We start from the raw sequence: 21527 nt of genomic DNA, 5'->3' as shown, positions 1-21527 counted from the left end.
GCGATGGGTTCAGGGCAGTGTCTGCAGGTAGGCGCTGGCTTCGCGGTAGCGGGCCAGGCGCGCCAGGTCGGCAGGGCCGGGGCAGGCGATGCGCGAGAGGTCGCTGTTGTCTGCAAGGTCTGCCAGCTTCACGGTGCGGGCCAGCGGGTCGACGCCCAGGCGCACCACGAAATCCTCGTAGCTCTCGCCCTGGCGCCGGCTCAGGGCCAGCAAGGCGGCGAGAATCTTCAGCGCGAAGCCCTCGCGCGCAAGGTCGGACAGAGTTAGCGAAGTGTCTTCGATGACATCGTGCAGCACGGCGACGATGCGTTGCTCGGGCGTGGACACCCGCATCATCACCCGCAAGGGGTGGAGGATATACGCCGCCCCACCCTTGTCGTATTGCCCTTCATGCGCTCTGGCGGCCACAACGATGGCCCGCTCCAGTGTAGACATGAGCCCCTCCCCGTTCAGCCATCTCCCAAGGCAAGCATAGCCGGCCTGGAAGGCAGATGACAGGGCGCCTGCGCCGGGCTTTTGGCGTCAGCGTTGGGCGCCGTGCTGGATCACCACCGAGTCGGTTCCGAGCTTGGCCATGACCTCGGCCTTGCGCGCCTCGGCCTCTTCACGGCTCGGGAACGGCCCCATCAGCACCACCGGCTTGCCTTCACGGTATTCGACCGAAGATGGGATGCCCTTCTCGATCAGGCGCGCGGTCATGTCGCTCAGTGCGCCCATGTTCGCACCCTGGATCACTTCCACGTCCCAGCCTTCTGGTGCCGGCTGGTCGGCCAGGGCTTCGGCGCGGCGCTGCAGGTCGGCGCCGCCGCACATCTCGCGGATGCGCAGGTTGTTGCCGGTGTCGTCGACGATGATCTGGTACTGGCCATCGGCACCCTTGATGGCCACGTAGCTGCGGTAGGCTTCGTACTGCCCGGCATCGTCCTTGCCGCGCACCTGGCCGCAGATGGTGCCCTTGGTGTCGATTCGCACGTTGCCGAACTTGGCGGTCTTGGGGTTGTTCAGGTGCTCGGCGACCTGCTTGTGCACGCCTTCCACCTCGTTTTCACAGCCCGCCAGGGCCAGCACTGCCATTACCACTGCCAGTTTGCGCACGCGTGTACCTCCAGATTCGAAGGCGCGGATTCTAGCATGGCGACCCCTGGCCCGGACCGCGACCATACGTTACACCTTGCAACAGAGCTTTTTCGCGCGCATGCAAAAAGGGCGACCCTTACGGATCGCCCCTTCTGATGTTTGGTAGGCACAATTGGACTCGAACCAACGACCCCCACCATGTCAAGGTGGTGCTCTAACCAACTGAGCTATGTGCCTGTCGTGTGGGGCGCATATTAGACATCAGATGCGCACCTGTAAAGCGTTTTTTTCAAAAAAATCAAAAACTTTCAGAGCCCGGGCAACACCGTTGCAAACACCCGCAAGCAGCCCTGGAATGCAAAAAGGGCGACCCTTGCGGATCGCCCCTTCTGATGTTTGGTAGGCACAATTGGACTCGAACCAACGACCCCCACCATGTCAAGGTGGTGCTCTAACCAACTGAGCTATGTGCCTGTCGTGTGGTGCGCATTCTACGCATTCCTAAAACCGTGTCAACACTTTTTTTCGCGCTAACTCACTGAATCTTAAACTCTTTATAAGGAAGCGACGGCACGCACCAGTAAAGGATTTTTAACGGGACGACTAGCGGGTGTTTATTATTATTGATAGCATCGGTACATTCGTTAAAAATATAAAACACGAGGTTTCTCGAGCATGGCCAATACCCCCTACCCCCAGTCCTACTACGCCGCCTCGGCTAACCCGGTGCCGCCACGTCCGGCGCTGCAGGGTGAGGTGGAAACCGATGTGTGCATCATCGGCGCCGGCTACACCGGCCTGTCCAGCGCACTGTTCCTGCTGGAAAACGGCTTCAAGGTCAGCATCGTCGAAGCGGCCAAGGTCGGTTTCGGCGCGTCGGGCCGCAACGGCGGCCAGATCGTCAACAGCTACAGCCGCGACATCGACGTCATCGAACGTACCGTCGGCCCCAAGCAGGCTCAACTGCTGGGCCACATGGCCTTCGAAGGCGGCCGCATCATCCGTGAGCGCGTGGCCAAGTACAACATCCAGTGCGACCTGAAGGACGGCGGCGTGTTCGCGGCGCTGACCAGCAAGCAGATGGGCCACCTGGAATCGCAGAAACGCCTGTGGGAACGCTTCGGCCACAACCAGCTGGAGCTGATGGACCAGAAGCGCATCCGCGAAGTGGTTGCCTGCGACAGCTACATCGGCGGCATGCTGGACATGAGCGGCGGCCACATCCACCCACTGAACCTGGCCCTGGGCGAAGCTGCCGCGGTCGAGTCGCTGGGCGGCATCATCTATGAGCAGACCCCGGCCGTGCGCATCGAGCGTGGCGCCAACCCGGTCGTGCACACCCCGCAGGGCAAGGTGCGCGCCAAGTTCATCATCGTCGCCGGCAACGCCTACCTGGGCAACCTGGTGCCGGAACTGGCCGCCAAGTCGATGCCATGCGGCACCCAGGTGATCACCACCGAGCCGCTGGGCGAGGAACTGGCCCGCACCCTGCTGCCGCAGGACTACTGCGTGGAAGACTGCAACTACCTGCTCGACTACTACCGCCTGACCAGCGACAAGCGCCTGATCTTCGGCGGCGGCGTGGTGTACGGTGCGCGTGACCCGGCCAACATCGAAGCGATCATTCGTCCGAAGATGCTCAAGGCCTTCCCGCAGCTGAAGAACGTCAAGATCGACTACGCCTGGACCGGCAACTTCCTGCTGACCCTGTCGCGCCTGCCGCAAGTAGGCCGTATCGGCGACAACATCTACTACTCGCAGGGTTGCTCGGGCCACGGCGTGACCTACACCCACCTGGCGGGCAAGGTGCTGGCCGAGGCACTGCGCGGCCAGGCCGAGCGTTTCGACGCCTTCGCCGGCCTGCCGCACTACCCGTTCCCGGGTGGCCAGATGCTGCGCGTACCGTTCAGCGCCATCGGTGCCTGGTACTACAGCCTGCGTGACCGTCTGGGCTTCTGATTCTGCAGGTCAGGCCCTATCGCGGATGAATCCGCTCCTACGGGGGGCGGATTCATCTGCGAGGGGCCAACGCTATTTCCCCAGGCTGTTCACCGCCTGCTTCGCCGCGATTTCCTGGCCGGCCTTGGCCAGTTCGTCGGCAGCCTGCAGCCAGCGCTGGCGGTCCACCTGGGCCGGCAGTTGCCGCGGCGGCTGCACCAGCACCGCCCAACTCCCCTCCTTCGCCCAGGCCGAGGCGAAATCGTCGAACGCCATCAGCTGCCGTCGATTCATGCCTGAGCGCAGCAGCACCCGCTTCTTGTAGCGGTCATAGCCGATCAGCAGCGCATAGCGCGGCTCGCTCCACCACGCCGAACCTTCCTGGTAGCGCAGCAGCACCGGGTTACCCGCAGCCACCTGTTCCAGCAATGCATCGACGCGCTGCTCGAGCGGATACACCACCATGCCGTATTCGCGCGCCACGCGAGGTATGCCGGTGCCCAGCGAATCGGCGCCCTGGGGCAGGTTCAAGGGCTTGTCCAACAGCCCGGGGGTGATCGGCGCGCCCTGCTGCGAGAGCAATGCGGCCAGGGCCATGGCGCCGCTGTGGTTGGCGTTGCCGCGATAGAACGGCACGCTGCTGATCTCGACCCGTTGCGGCAAGCCTTTGAGGGCGGCCGGCGGGGTGCTGGCGCAACCGGCCAGGCTCGCGGCCACCAGGCATGCCAGCAACAGTCGACGTGGGCCATTGCCCCACGGCTTGAAGGAATCGTGCTCCATGAACGCTCGCTTGTTCCGATGCCAGGCAGGCGGCGCCCGGCTCTGGCCGACGATCATAGGGCTCCGCGCGGCGCGGGTATAGCCCGTTGCGGGCGGCAAGGCCACTGGACCAAAGCACCAGACGTAAGGTCAATGGAACGTCACGGTCGGCGAGCTAGACTAAAGCTGTGTCTGGAGGGCGAGCCATGCCTGGCCCGAGAGAAGGAGGCACACATGAGCCTGACAATGGCAATTCTCATGCTGGTGGGTATGTGGCTTAGCGTCGCTGCCGCCATGTTATGGGGTGTACTGCGCATCGTGCGACGTCATTCACAGCATCACCACCTGCCACCGCAGGTCGCAAGCAAACCACAACCTGTTCGCCGCGCTCGGCGCCATGCTGGGGTGCACTGAACCCCTCTGAATCTGCTTCAACCCCTTCGCGGGACAAGCCCGCTCCCACAAAAAAGCCCCCCACTGCGTTTGAATTCAGTGGGGAGCTTTTTTGTGGGAGCGGGCTTGTCCCGCGAAGGGGGCGCAAGGCGCCCCCTGTATCACATCAGCCTTCAGCCGCCTCACGCTTGAGCCGTGCCCGTCGCGCCAGGATGTTGAGGATCTCGATCACCGTCGAGAAGGCCATCGCGGCATACACATAACCCTTCGGCACATGGGCACCGAAACCTTCGGCGATCAGGGTCATGCCGATCATGATCAGGAAGCCCAGGGCCAGCATCACCACGGTCGGGTTGTCGTTGATGAAGTTGGCCAGCGGGTCGGCGGCCACCATCATCACGATCACGGCGGTGATCACGGCGATGATCATGATCGGCAGGTGCTCGGTCATGCCCACGGCGGTGATGATGCTGTCGACCGAGAACACGATGTCCAGCAGCAGGATCTGGAAGATCGCCGCGGCAAAGCCCAGGGTGACCGTGGACGAGACCTTGGCCTCTTCCTTGGCGCCATGCGGGTCGACGTTCTCGTGGATTTCCTTGGTGGCTTTCCACAGCAGGAACAGGCCACCGGCGATCAGGATCACGTCCTTCCAGGAGAAGGCGTTGCCGAACACCTCGAACACCGGGTCGGTCAACTGCACGATCCAGGCCACCGTGCTGAGCAGGGCCAGGCGCATGATCAGGGCCATGCTGATACCGATGCGCCGCGCCTTGGAGCGGTACTCCAGCGGCAGCTTGTTGGTCAGGATCGAGATGAAGATCAGGTTATCGATACCCAGTACCACTTCCATGGCCACCAGCGTGGCCAGGGCAACCCAGGCGGTGGGGCTTGCGGCGAGTTCCAGCAAATATTCCATGTTTCAATCCTGCTAACGGTTCTGGGTCAGATGTCCTGGGTCTTGCCTTGCTTGTCTTGCGGCTCGGCTTGCTCGGGCTTCTGCCCTTCGCTGCCGATGGCGTCGCTCAGGGCTTCCTGGGCCGCCTTGTTGGTGTCATCGATGGCCTGCTTGGCCGACTTGGCCGCCTGGTCGAGCATCTGCTGGGCCGATTTCTCGGCCTGGTCGCAGCCCGCCACGCTCAGTAGGGCCAAGGCTAGCACCAGTGGTGTGCCGATGGATTTGAGTTGCAACATGAAGCCCTCGCTTGTCGATGTCCCTGCGGCGCGCGACGCGCCTGATGGGGTGGCATTCTAGTTTTCCTGACACATCCGGAAAATTCGTATTTTCAGCGTATATACTTCGGTTTTTACGAATCGGGACTGCCATGCTCAATTACCGTCAGCTCCATTACTTCTGGGCGGTGGCCAAGACCGGCAGCATCGCCCGGGCCAGCGAGCAGCTGAACCTGACCCCGCAGACCATCAGCGGGCAGATCAGCCTGTTCGAGCAGACCTACGGCCTGGAGCTGTTCCAGCGCGTCGGCCGGCAGCTGGAGCTGACCGAAACCGGCCGCCAGGCGCTGGTCTATGCCGAGCAGATGTTCCAGCTCGGCGGCGAGCTGGAGGCCATGCTGCGCGCCGGCCCGCAGGAGCAGATACTGTTTCGCGTCGGGGTTGCCGACGTGGTGCCCAAGTCGATCGTCTACCGCCTGCTGGCGCCGACCATGGAGCTGGACGATGTGCTGCGCATCAACTGCCGCGAAGACAAGCTCGAACGCCTGCTGGCAGACCTGGCGATCCAGCGCCTGGACCTGGTGATTTCCGACAGCCCAATGCCCAGCCACCTGGATATCAAGGGCTACAGCCAGAAACTCGGCGAGTGCGGCCTGAGCTTCTTTGCCACCCCTGCGCTGGCCCGGCGCCATGCCGGCCCCTTCCCCGCCTGCCTGCAGGATGCACCGCTGCTGATTCCGGGGCAGGAAACCGTGCTGCGCAGCCGCCTGTTGCGCTGGCTGGGCGAGCAGCAGGTGCAGCCGCGGATCATCGGCGAGTTCGACGACAGCGCCTTGATGCAGGCCTTCGGCCAGTCCGGCAGCGGCATCTTCGTGGCGCCGAGCGTGATTGCCGAGGAAGTGTGCCGGCAGTATGGGGTCGAGCTGGTGGGGCAGACCGATGCGGTGCTGGAGTCGTTCTATGCCATTTCGGTGGAACGCAAGGTCAAGCACCCGGGGATCGTGGCCATCACCGAGGGGGCGCGCCGAGAACTCTTTCATTGGTGAGGGTCGTGAGCCTTTCGCAGACATTGCTTGCACATGGGTCAGAACTTGCCGACTAAGGTCTATGGTAAAGTCGCGCCCTTTCACGATATCGAGACAGCGCTGCACATGACCCCTGTTTTCCGCCTCCTCAACCGTACCAGCCTGGTGACCCAGATCGTCATCGGCCTGGTTGCCGGCATCGCCCTAGCCCTGCTGGCGCCGGCCATCGCCCGTGACCTGGGCTTCCTTGGCAAGGTGTTCGTCAGCGCCCTGAAGGCGGTCGCGCCGGTGCTGGTGTTCATCCTGGTGATGGCGTCGATCGCCAACCACCGCCACGGCCAGGAAACCCACATCCGCCCGATCCTCTGGCTGTACCTGCTGGGCACCTTTGCCGCAGCGGTGGTGGCCGTGGTCGCCAGCATGCTGTTCCCCTCGCACCTGGCCCTGAGCACCAGCGACGCGGCCCTGAGCGCGCCGGGTGGCATCACCGAAGTGATGCAGAACCTGCTGCTGAGCGCCGTGGACAACCCGGTCAATGCCTTGCTCAACGCCAACTTCATCGGCGTGCTGACCTGGGCCATCGGCCTGGGCGTGGCGCTGCGCCATGCCGGCGACACCACCCGCACCGTGGTCGAGGACCTGTCCAACGGCGTGACCCTGATCGTGCGCGTGGTGATCCGCTTCGCGCCGCTGGGCATCTTCGGCCTGGTCAGCTCCACCCTCGCCCAGTCGGGCCTGAGCGCCCTGCTCGGCTACCTGCACCTGCTGGCCGTGCTGATCGGCTGCATGCTGTTCGTGGCGCTGGTGATGAACCCGCTGATCGTGTTCTGGAAGATTCGCCGCAACCCCTATCCGCTGACCCTGCTGTGCCTGCGCGAAAGCGGTATCACCGCCTTCTTCACCCGCAGCTCGGCTGCCAACATCCCGGTCAACCTGGCGCTGTCCGAACGCCTGGGGCTTCATGAAGACACCTACTCGGTGTCCATCCCGCTGGGTGCGACCATCAACATGGCCGGCGCTGCGATCACCATTACCGTGCTGACCCTGGCGGCAGTACACACCCTGGGCATTGCCGTCGACCTGCCGACTGCCGTGCTGCTGAGCGTGGTCGCGGCAGTTTGCGCGTGCGGGGCGTCGGGTGTGGCCGGGGGGTCGCTGTTGTTGATTCCGCTGGCGTGCAGCCTGTTCGGTATTCCCAGCGAGATCGCCATGCAGGTGGTGGCGGTGGGCTTCATCATCGGCGTGCTGCAGGATTCGGCGGAAACGGCGTTGAATTCTTCGACCGATGTATTGTTTACCGCTGCTGCTTGCCAGGCGGAGGAACGGCGCGGAGCCTGAAACTGCGGGGGCCGCTTTGCGGCCCTTTCGCGGGGCAAGCCCGCTCCCACAGGTTCATCGCTGCCCTGGGGTTGTGGGGTGCCTGTGGCAGCGGGCTTGCCCCGCGAAAAGGCCAGTGATTGCTTAAGCCAGGCGCTTTACCTACGCTAGTGGCCTTTTCCTCGCAATGAGACAGGGCCATGTCAGAACACGAAACCGCCGGCGAAGGCCGTTTCAGCAGCACCGAGATCCGAATTCTCGGTGCACTGATCGAAAAACAGGCCACCAGCCCGGAAAGCTACCCGCTGACCCTCAACGCCCTGGTCCTGGCCTGCAACCAGAAAACCAGCCGTGAACCGGTCATGAACCTCAGCCAAGGCCAGGTCGGCCAAGCCTTGCGCACCCTCGAAGGCCAGCAGATGACCCGCCTGCAGATGGGCAGCCGCGCCGACCGCTGGGAGCAGCGGGTGGACAAGGCGCTGGAGCTGGTGCCGGCACAGCTGGTGCTGATGGGCCTGATGTTCCTGCGTGGCCCGCAAACCCTCAACGAGCTGCTGACCCGCAGCAACCGCCTGCACGACTTCGACGACACCGAGCAGATCCAGCACCAGCTGGAGCGCCTGATCTCGCGAAACCTGGCCCTGCACCTGCCGCGCCAGGCCGGCCAGCGCGAGGACCGCTACACCCATGCGCTGGGCGACCCGGCGGAAATCGAGGCGATTCTCGCCGCCCGCCAGCAGGAAGGTGGCGCGCGCAATAGCGGCAGTGGTGTGTCAGAAGAGCGCTTCGAAGCGCTGGAGGCCCGCATTGCAGCGCTGGAGGCGCGCCTGGCCGAGCTCGAAGGCTGAGCCGTCAGAGCTCAGGTTCGGGGAAGTTGCGACAACTCTTGCGTTCGGCCAGCTCCCGGTCACTGGGGCGCTGGTCGACGAACACGGTACGGCCGTCGGCGTAGATTTCCAGGTAGCCCCAGTGCAGGTCCTGCTCTTTCTGCCCGGGCTGGGGTGGCACTAGCCACCAGGGTTCGCGGCTGATCAGGGTCATGGGTGAGATTCCTGAAGGGGTCTGCAGTCATCATAGACACCCGCCGCCTGTCATGGCCCTATCGCCGGCAAGCCGGCTCCCACAGGTACCCCACTGCTTTCAAATGCAGCGGTGTGCCTGTGGGAGCCGGCTTGCCGGCGATGAGGCCGGTGCAGGCTTACGCCGGCGCCGAAGTGCGAATCAGGTGATCGAACGCCGCCAGCGATGCCTTGGCACCCTCGCCCACGGCGATGACGATCTGCTTGTACGGCACCGTGGTCACGTCACCCGCGGCAAACACGCCGGGGATGTTGGTCGCGCCCTTGGCATCGACGATGATCTCGCCACGCGGCGACAGCTCGACCGTGCCCTTGAGCCAATCGGTGTTCGGCAGCAGGCCGATCTGCACGAAGATGCCTTCCAGCGCCAGGTCATGCACTTCATCTGTGCTGCGGTCCTTGTAGCGCAAGCCCGTCACCTTCTCGCCATTGCCCAGCACCTCGGTGGTCAGGGCGCAGGTGATGACCTTGACGTTGGGCAGGCTGTGCAGCTTGCGCTGCAACACCGCATCGGCGCGCAACTGGCTGTCGAACTCGATCAACGTCACCTGGGCGACGATACCGGCCAGGTCGATGGCCGCTTCCACGCCGGAGTTGCCGCCGCCGATCACCGCCACGCGCTTGCCCTTGAACAGCGGGCCGTCGCAGTGCGGGCAGTAGGCCACGCCACGGGCGCGGTACTCCTGCTCGCCGGGCACGTTCATTTCGCGCCAGCGGGCGCCTGTGGCCAGGATCACGGTCTTGGCCTTGAGCGAGGCACCACTGGCCAGGCGCACTTCGTGCAGGCCGCCGTCGGTGGCCGGGATCAGCGCTTCGCCGCGCTGCAGGTTCATGATGTCGACGTCGTACTGCTTGACGTGCTCTTCCAGCGCCGTGGCCAGTTTCGGCCCTTCGGTTTCCTGCACCGAGATGAAGTTCTCGATGGCCAGGGTGTCGAGCACCTGGCCGCCGAAACGCTCGGCGGCAACGCCGGTGCGGATGCCTTTGCGCGCTGCGTAGATGGCGGCCGTAGCGCCTGCCGGGCCACCGCCGACCACCAGCACGTCGAAGGCGTCCTTGGCGTTGATCTTCTCGGCCTGGCGGCTACCGGCATTGGTGTCGATCTTGCCGAGAATCTCTTCCAGGCCCATGCGGCCCTGGCCGAACAGTTCGCCGTTCAGGTAGATGCTTGGCACCGCCATGATCTTGCGTGCGTCGACTTCGTCCTGGAACAGCGCGCCGTCGATGGCCACGTGGCGCACGTTGGGGTTGAGCACCGCCATCAGGTTCAGCGCCTGGACCACGTCCGGGCAGTTCTGGCACGACAGCGAGAAGTAGGTTTCGAAGGTGAACTCGCCTTCCAGTGCCTGGATCTGTTCGATGACCTCGCGGCTGGCCTTGGAGGGGTGGCCGCCGACTTGCAGCAGCGCCAGCACCAGCGAGGTGAATTCGTGGCCCATGGGGATGCCGGCAAAACGCAGGGAAATGTCCGCCCCCGGGCGATTGAGCGAGAACGATGGACGGCGGGCGTCTTCACCATCCGCGCGCAGGGTAATGAGGTTCGACAGGCCAGCGATCTCCACCAGCAGGTCGTGCAATTCGCGGGACTTCGCGCCGTCGTCGAGGGAAGCAACGATCTCGATCGGCTGGGTGACCCGCTCCAGGTAGGTTTTCAGTTGCGATTTAAGCGTGGCGTCCAACATACGGGCGATTCCTTTTTTCAATCTTCACAAACAAAAACGCCCAGGCACTAGCGCCCAGGCGTTTGACGGGGCGATGAAAGCTTCAGCTTTGGCGGCTGCTCACCGCCCGCGACTGGCTCACGGTCTTAGATCTTGCCGACCAGGTCCAGCGATGGCGCCAGGGTGGCTTCGCCTTCTTTCCACTTGGCTGGGCACACTTCACCTGGGTGGGCGGCCACGTACTGGGCAGCCTTGACCTTGCGCAGCAGCTCGCTGGCGTCACGGCCTACACCGCCGTCGTTGATTTCGACGATCTTGATCTGGCCTTCCGGGTTGATCACGAAGGTACCGCGATCGGCCAGGCCGGCTTCTTCGATCAGCACGTCGAAGTTGCGCGAGATGACGTGGGTCGGGTCACCGATCAGCGGGTACTTGATTTTGCCGATGGTGTCCGAGGTGTCGTGCCAGGCTTTGTGGGTGAAATGGGTGTCGGTGGACACACCGTAGATTTCCACGCCCAGCTTCTGGAATTCGGCGTAGTTGTCGGCGAGGTCACCCAGTTCGGTCGGGCAGACGAAGGTGAAGTCGGCCGGGTAGAAGAACACGACGGACCACTTGCCCTTCAGGTCGGCTTCGCTTACCTGAACGAATTCGCCGTTGTGGAAGGCGGTGGCGTTGAACGGTTTGACCTGGCTGTTGATGATAGGCATGAGAGACGCTCCTTCATGGGGTTGAAATCAGTTGACGGAGAGAATCCTAACCGCTGGTCCCGATAAAGGCTCATTGGCAAAGCTCATGCTTGCGATTGGTTTTGGCTATAAGCGAGGTTTATTAATAGAAGGGATTGCGCTGAGCAAAGGGTTGCGGGCAAAACTGCAGGCCCCATCGCTGGCAAGCCAGCGCCCACAGGCACAGCGCAGGCTTTGAGAACTGCGCTGTAGCTGTGATGGGGCCAGAGGGGCTTAGCGAGTGACGGTGCGCATGGTGACGAACTCTTCGGCGGCCGTTGGATGCACGCCAATGGTTTCGTCGAATTGCTGCTTGGTCGCGCCGGCCTTCAGGGCAATGCCCAGGCCTTGGATGATCTCGCCGGCATCCGGCCCGACCATGTGGCAGCCCAGCACCTTGTCGGTCTCGGCATCCACCACCAGCTTCATCAGGGTCTTTTCCTGGATGTCGGTGAGGGTCAGCTTCATGGCGCGGAAACGGCTCTCGAAGACCTGCACCTTGTGCCCGGCCTGCAGCGCCTGCTCTTCGGTCAAGCCCACGGTACCGATCGGTGGCTGGCTGAACACCGCGGTCGGGATGTTCTGGTAGTCCACCGGGCGGTACTGCTCGGGCTTGAACAACCGGCGTGCCACGGCCATGCCTTCGGCCAGGGCCACCGGGGTGAGCTGCACGCGGCCGATCACATCGCCGATGGCCAGGATCGACGGCGCGGTGGTCTGGTACTGCTCGTCCACGCGGATGAAACCGCGCTCGTCCAGCTCCACCCCAGTGTTTTCCAGGCCCAGGTTGTCGAGCATCGGACGCCGGCCGGTGGCATAGAACACACAGTCGGCCAGCAACTCGCGGCCATCCTTGAGGGTGGCCTTGAGGCTGCCGTCCTCGAGCTTGTCGATACACTGGATGTCGGCGTTGAACTGCAGGTCCAGGCCGCGCTTTTCCAGCTCTTCCTTCAGGTGGGTACGCACCGAGCCGTCGAAACCACGCAGGAACAGGTCGCCGCGATAGAGCAAGGTGGTCGCCGCGCCCAGGCCCTGGAAGATGCCGGCGAACTCCACCGCGATGTAGCCACCGCCCACCACCAGCACGCGGCGCGGCAGCGCCTTGAGGTAGAAGGCCTCATTGGAGGTGATGGCCAGCTCCTTGCCCGGGATGTCCGGCACCTGCGGCCAGCCGCCGGTAGCGATGAGGATGTGCTCGGCGCTATAGCGCTGGCCATCCACTTCCACTTCGTTGGGCCCGGTGATACGCGCGTGGCCTTGCAGCAGGGTCACGCCGCTGTTGACCAGCAGGTTGCGATAGATGCCATTGAGGCGCTCGATCTCGCGGTTCTTGTTGGCAATCAGCGTGCCCCAGTCGAAATGCCCTTCTTCCAGGGTCCAGCCGAAGCCTGCGGCCTGCTCCAGCTCATCGGCGACGTGGGCGCCATACACCAGCAGCTTTTTCGGCACGCAGCCGACGTTGACGCAGGTACCGCCCAGGTAGCGGCTTTCGGCCACTGCCACCTTGGCACCGAAGCCCGCGGCGAAACGCGCCGCACGTACACCGCCGGAACCGGCACCAATCACGAACAGATCAAAATCGTAGGCCATGTATTCAGTCTCCTTGGCTGGCGCCCAGCATACCGCCGTTGGCAGCCGCAAACAAAAAAGCCACCCCGAAGGGTGGCTTTATCGACCTGGCGTGGCGAATCAGTATGCCTTGCCGGTCTTGTAGTAGTTCTCGAAGCAGAAGTTGGTGGCGTCGATGTAGCCCTCGGCACCGCCGCAATCGAAACGCTGGCCCTTGAACTTGTAGGCGATCACGCAGCCGTTCTGCGCCTGCTGCATCAGCGCGTCGGTGATCTGGATCTCGCCGCCTTTGCCCGGCGGGGTGTTCTTGATGATGTCGAAGATATCCGGGGTCAGGATGTAGCGGCCGATGATCGCCAGGTTCGACGGGGCGTCTTCCGGCGCCGGCTTCTCGACCATGTTGGTCACGCGGAAGATGTCTTCGCGGATCATGTCGCCGGCGATGACGCCGTACTTGTTGGTTTCCTGCGGGTCGACTTCCTGGATGGCGATGATCGAGCAGCGGAACTGGTTGTACAGCTTGACCATCTGGGTCAGTACGCCGTCGCCTTCCGGGTTCACGCACAGGTCGTCAGCCAGCACCACGGCGAACGGTTCGTCGCCGATCAGCGGGCGGCCGGTCAGGATGGCGTGGCCCAGGCCTTTCATTTCGGTCTGGCGGGTGTAGGAGAACGAGCACTCGTTGAGCAGGCGACGGATACCGACCAGGTATTTTTCCTTGTCGGTGCCCTTGATCTGGTTTTCCAGCTCGTAGCTGATGTCGAAGTGGTCTTCCAGGGCGCGCTTGCCGCGGCCGGTGACGATGGAGATCTCGTTCAGGCCGGCGTCCAGCGCCTCTTCAACGCCATACTGGATCAGTGGCTTGTTGACCACCGGCAGCATTTCCTTGGGCATGGCTTTGGTAGCAGGCAGGAAGCGGGTGCCGTAACCGGCTGCCGGGAACAAGCATTTCTTGATCATAAACGTCCTTAAACAAAGGCTGGGCCTGTGGAATTCGGCGCAGTCTAATCAGGCGGCAGTCACCTTACAATGCCCCCGCCCGTGGCTGACTGGTGCCAACATAGAGATAACCCAGTGTAGATAGTTCCGGCGGATCGTGAATATTGCCTTTGGCGATGACGACCGGCAGGCGCAACCCCCGCCTTGCAAGGGGCTGCGCCGCAATCCAGGCACCTGGCGCGGCCGCTCAACTACCGCTGCCGCGCCCGATCAGCACACCGTCGACCTGCTGGCCGTAGAGGTTGACCCCGTCGTTGGCGTGAAACTTCAGCCGAGTCTTTTCGATCGAGCCTTCCACCAGGCGCGGGTCCTGCGGCCGCTCATGGCGGTTGACCCAAGCGGCTACGTCCCAGGCCTGCTGGTCGCTCAGGCTGCCGGGCTTGCCCAGGGGCATGTTGTACTTGATGAACGACGCCGCCGTGTTGATCCGGTGCATCCCGGCACCCCAGTTGTAGGAATCCTTGCCCCACAGCGGTGGCATCACATAGTCACCGGCCACTTTCTGGCCTTCGCCATTGTCGCCGTGGCAGATCGCGCATTGCGCCTGGTAGACCGCCTCGCCGCGCTTGAAGTCGTAGCCACCCTTGGGCTGCGGCACATCGGGGTAGCCGCGCCCGGCGATTTCCACGCCGGTAGGCGCCTTGGTCGACAGCCAGTAGGCATACACCGACAACGCCGTCATCTGCGGGCTGTCGGCAGCCGGCGGCTTGCCGTTCATGCTGAACTGGAAGCAGCCCTGGATGCGCTCGGCGTAGGTGTTGACCTTGTCGTTTTTCTTGCGATACGCCGGGTACATCGGGTACGCGCCCCACATCGGCGCGGAATGGGCCAGGCGGCCCTGGTCGAGGTGGCAGTTGCTGCAATTGAGGCCGTTGCCGACCGCCTCGGGCATCAGCCGGCGGGTGTCGACGAACAGCGCATGGCCTTCGCGCACCATCTTGCCGAAGGCGTTGTCCGGCAGCTCGCTCTCGGCCGGCGGCGCGAACTGCGCCGAGGCCTCGGCACCGGGCACCTGCAGCTGGGACTGGTCTTCCATGGCGATGGGCGCGGCCACGGCATGGCCCATGGCGGCGAGCAACAGGGTGGGCATCAGTGCTCTCATGGCTTGGCCTCCGGGCTGACGGGGTTGGCAAAGTACTCGGCGATCGCCTTGACCTCGGCATCGGTCATGGCCTTGGCCACGCCGACCATGAGCTGGTTGGGGTCGTTGCTGCGGCTGCCGTCGCGCCAGCCGTTGAGCTGCGCCATCAGGTAAGGCGCAGGTTGCCCGGCCAGGGGCGGAAAGTGCTCGCCGACGCCGCTGCCGCCTGGGCCGTGGCATTGCACGCAACCGGGTATCTGCCGGCTCCAGTCGCCGTAGAGGGCCAGGCGTGCGGTGGGGTTGTCGGCTATCTGCTGGCGGCGCTGGTCCGGCGCGGGGTCGCTGGGCAGGCTGGCGAGGTAGCTGCTGACGGCAGTGATTTCATCGTCGGTCAGGGCCTTTGCCAGCGGCTCCATCACCGGCTGCTTGCGCGTGCCGTTGCGCCAGTCATGCAATTGCTTGCTGAGGTAGCCTGCGGGCAGGCCGGCCAGGCGGGGGAAGCCGGCAGCGGCGATGCCTTTGCCGTCCGGGCCGTGGCAGCTTGAGCAAGCCATGGCGGCGGGGTTGGCCCCGCCCTGGGTGAAGATCTTCTGGCCATCGGCGGCATGCGCCGCAGGCCAGGCCAGGATCAGCAGGCTGCCGATCACGACGCGACTCATCGGGGTCATCACGAAACTCCATTTCTTTTGTTATAAGCTTAAGCTTAAAAAACATAAGCAAATGGATACTAGCCCCGTAAGCGAATGTGCAACAGCGCTCGCTCAGGCCAAGGCCTTGCTAAGCGCGCATTACTTGCGCCAGGTCAATTGCCTGAAATGCATTTGGTCGCAGCCGTGCGCACGTCACCCAGGCGCAGCGGGAAGTTGTTCAGCCGCTCGTGCAGCTTGATGCTGCTGCCGCTGCCGCGCTTTTCGATATCCACCAGCGCCGCCGGCCCGCTGCCGGCCGAGAGCTTCTGCGGCACGATCAGGCGCAAGCCGTCATCACGCTTTTCTTCGACCAAGGGGTCGCGGCTGTCTGCCAGGTGCTGCTTGACGCAGTCGGCATATTCACGCGGCGTCTTGCCAGACATCACATCGAGGGTTTCGTGGGATTGCTCCAGCTCCGAAACACTGACACACCCTCCCAACGTCAAGGCCAACGCCGCTACCATCCACTTCATTTGTCGCACCTCTGCTGTCAAGAATTCGCTATGACAACGCCCAGGCGTTTTTGCTCCCCGCTTTGGCAGAATTATCCGCGCCCGCTTCAGCCGGTGCGCCAGCCTGTGGCGACATCGTGGTATCGTTCGCCTTTGCAGAACCAGACTTTGCGGAGCACCCCATGAAATTCGTACACCAGCGCGAGCACTTGAACGAGGACGACATCGTCGTCATCGAGTGTTCCCAGCGCTGCAACATCCGCCTGATGAACGACGCCAACTTCCGCAGCTTCAAGAATGGCGGCCGGCACACCTACCACGGTGGCCACTTCGAGCGTTTCCCGGCCAAGATCACCGTGCCCAGCACCGGCTTCTGGAACATCACCATCGACACCGTGACCACCCGCCCGATCTCGGTAACGCGCAAGCCAACCTTGACCCACAAGATCAAGATCATCCGTCGCTCGTCGTCGAAACTCAGATAAGACTGCCATGACCCAGAACATCAAGTACGTCATCAAATACAAGCTCGACGGCGAGCGCCGCTGGGATTTCGCCGTGATGCCCGACGCCTCGCACGAGCAGGCGCTCGATGCCCTGCGCAAGATCCACGGCGACGACGCCGAGAAGATCACCGACATCCAGGTCAGCAAGGCCCTGTAACCCACACACTGCGCGCAAGGAGACCCGCATGAGCAACTGGCCCGACCATCGTATTCTCGATCTTCTGGGCATCGAGTTGCCCATGCTCCAGGCGCCCATGGCCGGAGCCGGCGGCTCGGCCATGGCGATTGCCGTGGCCAACGCCGGCGGGCTTGGTGCCCTGCCCTGCGCCATGCTTACCGGCGAGCAGGTGCGCGGCGAAATTGCCGCCTTTCGCGCCGCCTGCCCGGGGCGGCCGCTGAACCTCAACTTCTTCTGCCACCAGCCCCCGGCGCCAGATGCCGAGCGCGCCGCGCAGTGGAAGCAGGCGCTCAAGCCTTACTACGAGGAAGTCGGCGCCGATTTCGAGGCGCCCACCCCGGTCTCCAACCGCGCCCCCTTCGATGAACAGAGCTGCCAACTGGTCGAGCAACTGCGCCCGGAAGTGGTGAGTTTTCACTTCGGCCTGCCGGCCCCTGCGCTGCTGCAGCGGGTCAAGGCGACAGGTGCCAAGGTGCTGTCCAGCGCCACCACCGTGCAAGAGGCCATCTGGCTCGAGGCCCACGGCTGTGATGCGATCATCGCCATGGGTTATGAAGCCGGCGGCCATCGCGGCATGTTCCTCAGCGACGACATCACCAGCCAGATCGGCACGTTCGCCCTGGTGCCGCAGATTGCCGATGCGGTGCGCCTGCCGGTGATTGCCGCAGGCGGCATCGGCGACCACCGCGGCCTGGTCGCGGCGCTGGCCCTGGGTGCCAGCGCCGTGCAGCTCGGCACCGCCTACCTGTTCTGCCCGGAAGCCAAGGTTTCTGCGGCCCATCGCCGCGCGCTGGGCAGCGCGCCCGCCAGCGACACGGCGCTGACCAACCTGTTCACCGGGCGCCCGGCACGCGGCATCAACAACCGCATCATGCGCGAGCTGGGGCCAATGAGTGCGCTGGCGCCGCGCTTCCCACTGGCCGGTGGCGCGCTGATGCCGCTGCGGGCGATCACCGACCCGCAAGGCAACAGCGATTTCAGCAACCTGTGGGCAGGCCAGGCGCTGCGCCTGGGCAAGGCGATGCCAGCCGAGCAACTGACCCGCGAGATCGCCGAACGCGCACTGGCGCAGCTCAATCGGTAAAGCGCGCGGAAGGCCACTGCCACCTGCAAATCCGCATGATTCAGCCCCTTCCCGACAAATGGCCTATCGCTATATAGTTCACGCCATAACGATAACCACCCCAAGGAGCTGTTCATGCGTATCCGCTTGCCTTACCTGGCCGTCACTGCCCTCGCCAGCCTGATTTCCTTCAACAGCGCCTGGGCCGACGAGGTGCAGGTCGCGGTCGCCGCGAACTTCACAGCGCCGATCCAGGCCATCGCCAAAGACTTCGAGAAAGACACCGGCCACAAGCTGGTCGCCGCCTACGGCGCCACCGGGCAGTTCTACGCCCAGATCAAGAACGGCGCGCCGTTCGAGGTGTTCCTGGCCGCCGACGACAGCACCCCGAAAAAGCTCGAAGAAGAAAAGGAAATCGTCCCAGGTTCGCGCTTCACCTACGCCATCGGCACCCTGGCGCTGTGGTCGGCCAAGGAAGGCTACGTGGACGCCAAGGGTGACGTGCTGAAGAAGAACGAATTCAAGCACCTGTCCATCGCCAACCCGAAAGCCGCGCCTTACGGCCTGGCCGCCACCCAGGTGCTGGACAAGCTGAAGCTGACCGAAGCCACCAAGGGCAAGATCGTCGAAGGCCAGAACATCACCCAGGCCTTCCAGTTCGTCTCCACCGGCAACGCCGAACTGGGCTTCGTCGCCCTGTCGCAGATCTACAAAGACGGCAAGGTCACCAGCGGTTCGGCCTGGATCGTGCCGGCCAACCTGCACGACCCAATCCGCCAGGACGCCGTGATCCTCAACAAAGGCAAGGACAGCGCTGCGGCCAAGGCCCTGGTCGAATACCTTAAAGGCCCGAAAGCCGCTGCGGTGATCAAGTCCTACGGTTATGAACTCTGATGCCACTTGACGCCAGTGACCTGGGCGCGATCTGGCTGACCCTTAAACTGGCCAGCCTGACCACCCTGATCCTGCTGGTCGTCGGCACGCCCATCGCCTGGTGGCTGGCGCGCACGCGCTCCTGGCTACGCGGGCCGGTGGGCGCGGTGGTGGCCTTGCCGCTGGTGCTGCCACCGACGGTGATCGGCTTCTACCTGCTGCTGGCCTTGGGCCCGCACGGCTGGATTGGCCAGGCCACCCAGGCCCTGGGCCTGGGCAGCGTGGTGTTCAGCTTCGCCGGCCTGGTGATCGGCTCGACGGTGTATTCCATGCCGTTCGTGGTGCAACCGCTGCAAAATGCCTTCACCGCCATTGGCCAGCGCCCACTGGAAGTGGCCGCGACGCTGCGCGCCAGCCCCTGGGACACTTTCGTCCATGTGGTGCTGCCGCTGGCCCGCCCCGGTTTCGTCACCGCCAGCATCCTCGGCTTTGCCCACACCGTGGGCGAGTTCGGCGTGGTGCTGATGATCGGCGGCAATATCCCTGACAAGACCCGCGTGGTTTCGGTGCAGATCTTCGATCACGTCGAGGCCATGGAGTATTCACAAGCCCACTGGCTGGCCGGTGCCATGCTGGTGTTCTCGTTCCTGGTGCTGCTCCTGCTGTATGCCGGGCGCCGCGGCAAGACCGGCTGGAGCTGAAATGAGCGGATCGATTGTGGCGCGCCTGCAACTGGCGCGCGACGACTTCACCCTGGATGTCGACCTGCAGCTGCCCGGTCGCGGCATCAGTGCACTGTTCGGCCACTCAGGCTCGGGCAAGACCTCGGTGCTGCGCTGCCTGGCCGGGCTGGAGCGCGCGGCCAAGGCCTATATCGAAGTCAATGGCGAGGTCTGGGAAGACAGTGCCCGCGGCTACTTCCAGGCGCCGCACCTGCGCCCAGTGGGCTACGTGTTCCAGGAAGCCAGCCTGTTCCCGCACCTGTCGGTGCGCGGCAACCTGGAGTTCGGCTGGCGCCGCATCGCCGCCAGCGAGCGCAAGGTCGGCCTCGACCAGGCCTGCCAACTGCTGGGCATCGGCCACCTGCTCGAACGTCGGCCGGCCACCTTGTCCGGCGGCGAGGCGCAGCGCGTGGGGATCGCCCGGGCGCTGCTCAGCAGCCCGCGCCTGCTGCTGATGGACGAGCCACTGGCTGCCCTCGACGGGCCACGCAAACGCGAGATCCTGCCTTACCTTGAGCGCCTGCACGACGAGCTGGACATCCCGCTGGTGTACGTCAGCCATGCCCAGGACGAAGTGGCGCGGCTGGCCGACCACCTGGTGCTGCTCGAGCAAGGCCGGGCCATGGCCAGCGGGCCGATCGGCGAAACCCTTGCCCGCCTCGACCTGTCGCTGGCCCAGGGCGAGGACGCCGGCGTGGTGATCGAGGGCATGGTGGTCGGCCACGACCCGCACTACGACCTGCTCGACTTGCGCCTGCCCGGCAGCATCGGGCCGCTGCTGCGCATCGCCCACCCGGCGCACAGCATGGGCAGCACGCTGCGGGTCAAGGTGCAGGCCCGCGACGTCAGCCTGGCGCTGATGGCCGACGGTACCTCGAGCATTCTCAACCGGCTGCCGGTGCGGGTGCGCGAAGCGTGCCCGGCAGACAACCCCGCCCATGTGCTGGTGAGCCTGGACGCCGGTGGCAACGCCTTGCTGGCGCGCATCACCCGCTACTCGGCCGACCAGCTCGGCCTGCACCCCGGCCAGGCCTTGTACGCGCAGATCAAGTCGGTGGCACTGTTGGGCTGAGCATCGGCGGCGCGGCTGTTGTCCATTGATCAGTGACCTGATCGAGGTGTGCCGACGATGCTCGACTGCAGCTTGCCGCCCAGCCTGCACTATGTTGACGACAGCCAGCCCGGCCTCAGCCGCAAGCTCTGGCGCGGACGCTTCATCTACCTGGATGCGCAAGGCCAGCGCATCCGCGACAGCCAGACCCTGGCGCGCATCGCGGCGCTGGTGATCCCGCCGGCCTATACCGATGTGTGGATCTGCGCCGACCCGCAGGGCCATCTGCAGGCCACCGGCCGCGATGCCCGCGGGCGCAAGCAGTACCGCTATCACACCCAGTGGCGCGAACTGCGCGACGAGCACAAGTACGGGCGCATGCTGGCCTTCGCCCAGGTACTGCCCAAGCTTCGTGCGCAGCTGGAACTGCACCTGGCCCGCCCAGGCCTGGACCGGGAAAAGGTCATGGCCCTGGTGGTCAGCCTGCTCGACCACACGCTGATCCGCATCGGCAACCAGCGCTACCTGCGCGACAACAAGTCCTACGGGCTGACCACCCTGCGCAACCGCCACGTCAAGGTCGAGGGCAGTACCATCCGTTTCCAGTTCCGCGGCAAGCGCGGCGTGGAACACGATGTGACCCTGCGTGACCGGCGCCTGGCGAACCTGCTCAAACGCTGCATGGAGCTGCCTGGGCAGGCGCTGTTCCAGTACCTGGACGAAGACGGCCAGCTCCATAGCGTGGGCTCCAGCGAGATCAACCAGTTCTTGCAGCAACTGACCGGCGCCGACTTCACCGCCAAGGACTACCGCACCTGGGCCGGCAGCAGCCTGGCGTTGAGCCTGCTCAGGCCGCTGGCCTGGGAGCCGGAAAGCGAGGCCAAGCGCCAGGTCAGCAGCATCGTCAAGCAGGTGGCCGCACGCCTGGGCAACACGCCGGCGGTGTGCCGGCGCTGCTACATCCACCCAGCGGTGCTGGAGCATTACGCCCTGGGGCGGCTGCCTAACTTGCCTGGCCGCCGAGTGCGCAAAGGGCTGGATCCGGAAGAAGTCGCGCTGCTGTTGTTTCTGCAGGCGCTGGAGGAATCGGCTGATGATTGAGCTGGGCTATCTGACCAATGATGCAGAGAAATTTCCCATACGCCTCGAACCCCCCTATCCTTGCCACCGAGCACCTTCGTCGACACACCAGTG

The 21527-nt window shown here is 64.2% G+C and carries 25 protein-coding genes and 2 tRNA genes; 12 read left to right on the top strand and 15 right to left on the bottom strand.

The features are described from left to right. Positions 1-9: 9 nt before the first annotated feature. The 4 genes from B3E94_RS02325 to B3E94_RS02310 all read right to left on the bottom strand — a co-directional run bounded on the left by B3E94_RS02325 (position 10) and on the right by B3E94_RS02310 (position 1551). Positions 10-435: a GTP pyrophosphokinase gene (locus tag B3E94_RS02325; RefSeq protein WP_176514261.1), complete on the bottom strand. Its 426-nt coding sequence runs from the start codon at positions 433-435 to the stop codon at positions 10-12. Positions 436-522: 87 nt separating this feature from the next. Next, a complete protein-coding gene (locus B3E94_RS02320; RefSeq protein WP_176514259.1) occupies positions 523-1095 on the bottom strand; it encodes an SPOR domain-containing protein in 573 nt (190 codons plus the stop codon). A 142-nt stretch (positions 1096-1237) separates the two neighbouring features. Beyond that, positions 1238-1314 (bottom strand) — tRNA-Val (locus tag B3E94_RS02315). 160 nt (positions 1315-1474) lie between these two features. Continuing rightward, positions 1475-1551 (bottom strand) — tRNA-Val (locus B3E94_RS02310). Between the two features lie 201 nt (positions 1552-1752). Between B3E94_RS02310 and B3E94_RS02305 the strand changes: the two genes are divergently transcribed. Continuing rightward, complete coding sequence (locus B3E94_RS02305) at positions 1753-3036, top strand: NAD(P)/FAD-dependent oxidoreductase (RefSeq protein WP_003250557.1); 1284 nt, start codon at positions 1753-1755, stop codon at positions 3034-3036. 72 nt (positions 3037-3108) lie between these two features. Here the strand turns inward: B3E94_RS02305 and B3E94_RS02300 are convergent, their stop codons facing one another. Continuing rightward, entirely contained in the window at positions 3109-3852 is a 744-nt protein-coding gene (locus B3E94_RS02300) for a peptidase C39 family protein (RefSeq protein WP_286912178.1), read from the bottom strand. A gap of 156 nt (positions 3853-4008) precedes the next feature. On the opposite strand from B3E94_RS02300, the gene B3E94_RS02295 reads away from it, so the two are divergent. Then, the gene (locus B3E94_RS02295) at positions 4009-4188 is read left to right on the top strand and encodes a hypothetical protein (protein WP_236193562.1); all 180 of its coding nucleotides are present in this window, start codon (positions 4009-4011) and stop codon (positions 4186-4188) included. Between the two features lie 145 nt (positions 4189-4333). Here B3E94_RS02295 and B3E94_RS02290 read toward each other — a convergent pair whose 3' ends face one another. Together B3E94_RS02290 and B3E94_RS02285 are read right to left on the bottom strand one after the other, a co-directional pair. Further along, the gene (locus tag B3E94_RS02290) at positions 4334-5086 is read right to left on the bottom strand and encodes a TerC family protein (RefSeq protein ID WP_236235404.1); all 753 of its coding nucleotides are present in this window, start codon (positions 5084-5086) and stop codon (positions 4334-4336) included. A 26-nt stretch (positions 5087-5112) separates the two neighbouring features. Next, on the bottom strand, positions 5113-5361 hold the full coding sequence (locus tag B3E94_RS02285; RefSeq protein WP_176517209.1) for a hypothetical protein: 249 nt from the start codon (positions 5359-5361) through the stop codon (positions 5113-5115). A 131-nt stretch (positions 5362-5492) separates the two neighbouring features. On the opposite strand from B3E94_RS02285, the gene nhaR reads away from it, so the two are divergent. From nhaR to B3E94_RS02270, 3 genes are all read left to right on the top strand, one after another. Next, on the top strand, positions 5493-6386 hold the full coding sequence (nhaR, locus tag B3E94_RS02280) for a transcriptional activator NhaR (protein ID WP_176517210.1): 894 nt from the start codon (positions 5493-5495) through the stop codon (positions 6384-6386). Between the two features lie 105 nt (positions 6387-6491). Then, positions 6492-7703, top strand: coding sequence for a serine/threonine transporter SstT (gene sstT, locus B3E94_RS02275; protein WP_286912175.1), 1212 nt, complete (start codon positions 6492-6494; stop codon positions 7701-7703). 179 nt (positions 7704-7882) lie between these two features. Then, positions 7883-8530, top strand: coding sequence for a YceH family protein (locus B3E94_RS02270; RefSeq protein ID WP_236235407.1), 648 nt, complete (start codon positions 7883-7885; stop codon positions 8528-8530). 4 nt (positions 8531-8534) lie between these two features. Here the strand turns inward: B3E94_RS02270 and B3E94_RS02265 are convergent, their stop codons facing one another. The 8 genes from B3E94_RS02265 to B3E94_RS02230 form a co-directional block, all read right to left on the bottom strand. Then, entirely contained in the window at positions 8535-8723 is a 189-nt protein-coding gene (locus B3E94_RS02265) for a hypothetical protein (protein ID WP_236235408.1), read from the bottom strand. Positions 8724-8880: 157 nt separating this feature from the next. Beyond that, positions 8881-10443, bottom strand: coding sequence for an alkyl hydroperoxide reductase subunit F (ahpF, locus tag B3E94_RS02260; RefSeq protein ID WP_286912173.1), 1563 nt, complete (start codon positions 10441-10443; stop codon positions 8881-8883). Positions 10444-10568: 125 nt separating this feature from the next. Further along, entirely contained in the window at positions 10569-11132 is a 564-nt protein-coding gene (gene ahpC / locus B3E94_RS02255) for an alkyl hydroperoxide reductase subunit C (protein ID WP_008090543.1), read from the bottom strand. A gap of 252 nt (positions 11133-11384) precedes the next feature. Beyond that, positions 11385-12740: a glutathione-disulfide reductase gene (gene gorA / locus B3E94_RS02250; protein WP_286912171.1), complete on the bottom strand. Its 1356-nt coding sequence runs from the start codon at positions 12738-12740 to the stop codon at positions 11385-11387. 99 nt (positions 12741-12839) lie between these two features. Continuing rightward, positions 12840-13679, bottom strand: a complete 840-nt coding sequence (gene galU / locus B3E94_RS02245) for a UTP--glucose-1-phosphate uridylyltransferase GalU (RefSeq protein ID WP_176515059.1) — start codon at positions 13677-13679, stop codon at positions 12840-12842. A 226-nt stretch (positions 13680-13905) separates the two neighbouring features. After that, positions 13906-14820: a c-type cytochrome gene (locus B3E94_RS02240; RefSeq protein WP_286912170.1), complete on the bottom strand. Its 915-nt coding sequence runs from the start codon at positions 14818-14820 to the stop codon at positions 13906-13908. Continuing rightward, the gene (locus B3E94_RS02235; RefSeq protein ID WP_236235413.1) at positions 14817-15467 is read right to left on the bottom strand and encodes a c-type cytochrome; all 651 of its coding nucleotides are present in this window, start codon (positions 15465-15467) and stop codon (positions 14817-14819) included. Before B3E94_RS02235 ends, B3E94_RS02240 begins: the two co-directional genes overlap by 4 nt. A 134-nt stretch (positions 15468-15601) precedes the next feature. Further along, the gene (locus tag B3E94_RS02230) at positions 15602-15961 is read right to left on the bottom strand and encodes a hypothetical protein (RefSeq protein WP_286912169.1); all 360 of its coding nucleotides are present in this window, start codon (positions 15959-15961) and stop codon (positions 15602-15604) included. 161 nt (positions 15962-16122) lie between these two features. Here B3E94_RS02230 and B3E94_RS02225 point away from each other — a divergent pair, with 161 nt between their 5' ends. The 7 genes from B3E94_RS02225 (at position 16123) to B3E94_RS02195 (ending at position 21434) form a co-directional block, all read left to right on the top strand. Beyond that, positions 16123-16425, top strand: a complete 303-nt coding sequence (locus B3E94_RS02225) for a DUF1883 domain-containing protein (protein WP_039602623.1) — start codon at positions 16123-16125, stop codon at positions 16423-16425. A gap of 7 nt (positions 16426-16432) precedes the next feature. Continuing rightward, entirely contained in the window at positions 16433-16603 is a 171-nt protein-coding gene (locus tag B3E94_RS02220; RefSeq protein ID WP_176515065.1) for a hypothetical protein, read from the top strand. Between the two features lie 28 nt (positions 16604-16631). Continuing rightward, a complete protein-coding gene (locus B3E94_RS02215; RefSeq protein WP_286912168.1) occupies positions 16632-17708 on the top strand; it encodes an NAD(P)H-dependent flavin oxidoreductase in 1077 nt (358 codons plus the stop codon). 114 nt (positions 17709-17822) lie between these two features. Then, positions 17823-18581 (top strand): molybdate ABC transporter substrate-binding protein, encoded by a 759-nt coding sequence (gene modA / locus B3E94_RS02210; protein WP_236235417.1) that lies wholly within the window; start codon positions 17823-17825, stop codon positions 18579-18581. Further along, positions 18581-19261 carry a molybdate ABC transporter permease subunit gene (gene modB / locus B3E94_RS02205; RefSeq protein ID WP_176515068.1) on the top strand — a complete coding sequence of 227 codons (681 nt, stop codon included), beginning with the start codon at positions 18581-18583 and terminating at the stop codon, positions 19259-19261. Before modA ends, modB begins: the two co-directional genes overlap by 1 nt. Before the next feature lies 1 nt (position 19262). After that, complete coding sequence (modC, locus tag B3E94_RS02200; protein WP_286912167.1) at positions 19263-20354, top strand: molybdenum ABC transporter ATP-binding protein; 1092 nt, start codon at positions 19263-19265, stop codon at positions 20352-20354. A 57-nt stretch (positions 20355-20411) separates the two neighbouring features. After that, positions 20412-21434: a DNA topoisomerase IB gene (locus B3E94_RS02195; protein WP_286912166.1), complete on the top strand. Its 1023-nt coding sequence runs from the start codon at positions 20412-20414 to the stop codon at positions 21432-21434. Positions 21435-21527 lie beyond the last annotated feature (93 nt).

Origin of the sequence: Pseudomonas sp. UBA6315 (assembly GCF_002438125.1) — a bacterium.
Taxonomy (GTDB): domain Bacteria; phylum Pseudomonadota; class Gammaproteobacteria; order Pseudomonadales; family Pseudomonadaceae; genus Aquipseudomonas; species Aquipseudomonas faucium.
The sequence above is the reverse complement of the archived record's forward strand: the minus strand, read 5'-3'. Positions and strand labels throughout refer to the sequence as shown.

What these genes read in the sequence shown, in the direction of transcription:
- B3E94_RS02285 (WP_176517209.1), bottom strand. Translation starts at nt 5,361, where the DNA reads ATGTTGCAACTCAAATCCATCGGCACACCACTGGTGCTAGCCTTGGCC.
- B3E94_RS02300 (WP_286912178.1), bottom strand. Translation starts at nt 3,852, where the DNA reads ATGATCGTCGGCCAGAGCCGGGCGCCGCCTGCCTGGCATCGGAACAAG.
- modA (WP_236235417.1), top strand. Translation starts at nt 17,823, where the DNA reads ATGCGTATCCGCTTGCCTTACCTGGCCGTCACTGCCCTCGCCAGCCTG.
- modB (WP_176515068.1), top strand. Translation starts at nt 18,581, where the DNA reads ATGCCACTTGACGCCAGTGACCTGGGCGCGATCTGGCTGACCCTTAAA.
- B3E94_RS02220 (WP_176515065.1), top strand. Translation starts at nt 16,433, where the DNA reads ATGACCCAGAACATCAAGTACGTCATCAAATACAAGCTCGACGGCGAG.
- B3E94_RS02235 (WP_236235413.1), bottom strand. Translation starts at nt 15,467, where the DNA reads ATGACCCCGATGAGTCGCGTCGTGATCGGCAGCCTGCTGATCCTGGCC.
- nhaR (WP_176517210.1), top strand. Translation starts at nt 5,493, where the DNA reads ATGCTCAATTACCGTCAGCTCCATTACTTCTGGGCGGTGGCCAAGACC.
- gorA (WP_286912171.1), bottom strand. Translation starts at nt 12,740, where the DNA reads ATGGCCTACGATTTTGATCTGTTCGTGATTGGTGCCGGTTCCGGCGGT.
- B3E94_RS02195 (WP_286912166.1), top strand. Translation starts at nt 20,412, where the DNA reads ATGCTCGACTGCAGCTTGCCGCCCAGCCTGCACTATGTTGACGACAGC.
- ahpF (WP_286912173.1), bottom strand. Translation starts at nt 10,443, where the DNA reads ATGTTGGACGCCACGCTTAAATCGCAACTGAAAACCTACCTGGAGCGG.
- B3E94_RS02265 (WP_236235408.1), bottom strand. Translation starts at nt 8,723, where the DNA reads ATGACCCTGATCAGCCGCGAACCCTGGTGGCTAGTGCCACCCCAGCCC.
- B3E94_RS02305 (WP_003250557.1), top strand. Translation starts at nt 1,753, where the DNA reads ATGGCCAATACCCCCTACCCCCAGTCCTACTACGCCGCCTCGGCTAAC.
- B3E94_RS02270 (WP_236235407.1), top strand. Translation starts at nt 7,883, where the DNA reads ATGTCAGAACACGAAACCGCCGGCGAAGGCCGTTTCAGCAGCACCGAG.
- ahpC (WP_008090543.1), bottom strand. Translation starts at nt 11,132, where the DNA reads ATGCCTATCATCAACAGCCAGGTCAAACCGTTCAACGCCACCGCCTTC.
- B3E94_RS02240 (WP_286912170.1), bottom strand. Translation starts at nt 14,820, where the DNA reads ATGAGAGCACTGATGCCCACCCTGTTGCTCGCCGCCATGGGCCATGCC.
- B3E94_RS02230 (WP_286912169.1), bottom strand. Translation starts at nt 15,961, where the DNA reads ATGAAGTGGATGGTAGCGGCGTTGGCCTTGACGTTGGGAGGGTGTGTC.
- sstT (WP_286912175.1), top strand. Translation starts at nt 6,492, where the DNA reads ATGACCCCTGTTTTCCGCCTCCTCAACCGTACCAGCCTGGTGACCCAG.
- B3E94_RS02225 (WP_039602623.1), top strand. Translation starts at nt 16,123, where the DNA reads ATGAAATTCGTACACCAGCGCGAGCACTTGAACGAGGACGACATCGTC.
- B3E94_RS02325 (WP_176514261.1), bottom strand. Translation starts at nt 435, where the DNA reads ATGTCTACACTGGAGCGGGCCATCGTTGTGGCCGCCAGAGCGCATGAA.
- galU (WP_176515059.1), bottom strand. Translation starts at nt 13,679, where the DNA reads ATGATCAAGAAATGCTTGTTCCCGGCAGCCGGTTACGGCACCCGCTTC.
- B3E94_RS02215 (WP_286912168.1), top strand. Translation starts at nt 16,632, where the DNA reads ATGAGCAACTGGCCCGACCATCGTATTCTCGATCTTCTGGGCATCGAG.
- modC (WP_286912167.1), top strand. Translation starts at nt 19,263, where the DNA reads ATGAGCGGATCGATTGTGGCGCGCCTGCAACTGGCGCGCGACGACTTC.
- B3E94_RS02290 (WP_236235404.1), bottom strand. Translation starts at nt 5,086, where the DNA reads ATGGAATATTTGCTGGAACTCGCCGCAAGCCCCACCGCCTGGGTTGCC.
- B3E94_RS02295 (WP_236193562.1), top strand. Translation starts at nt 4,009, where the DNA reads ATGAGCCTGACAATGGCAATTCTCATGCTGGTGGGTATGTGGCTTAGC.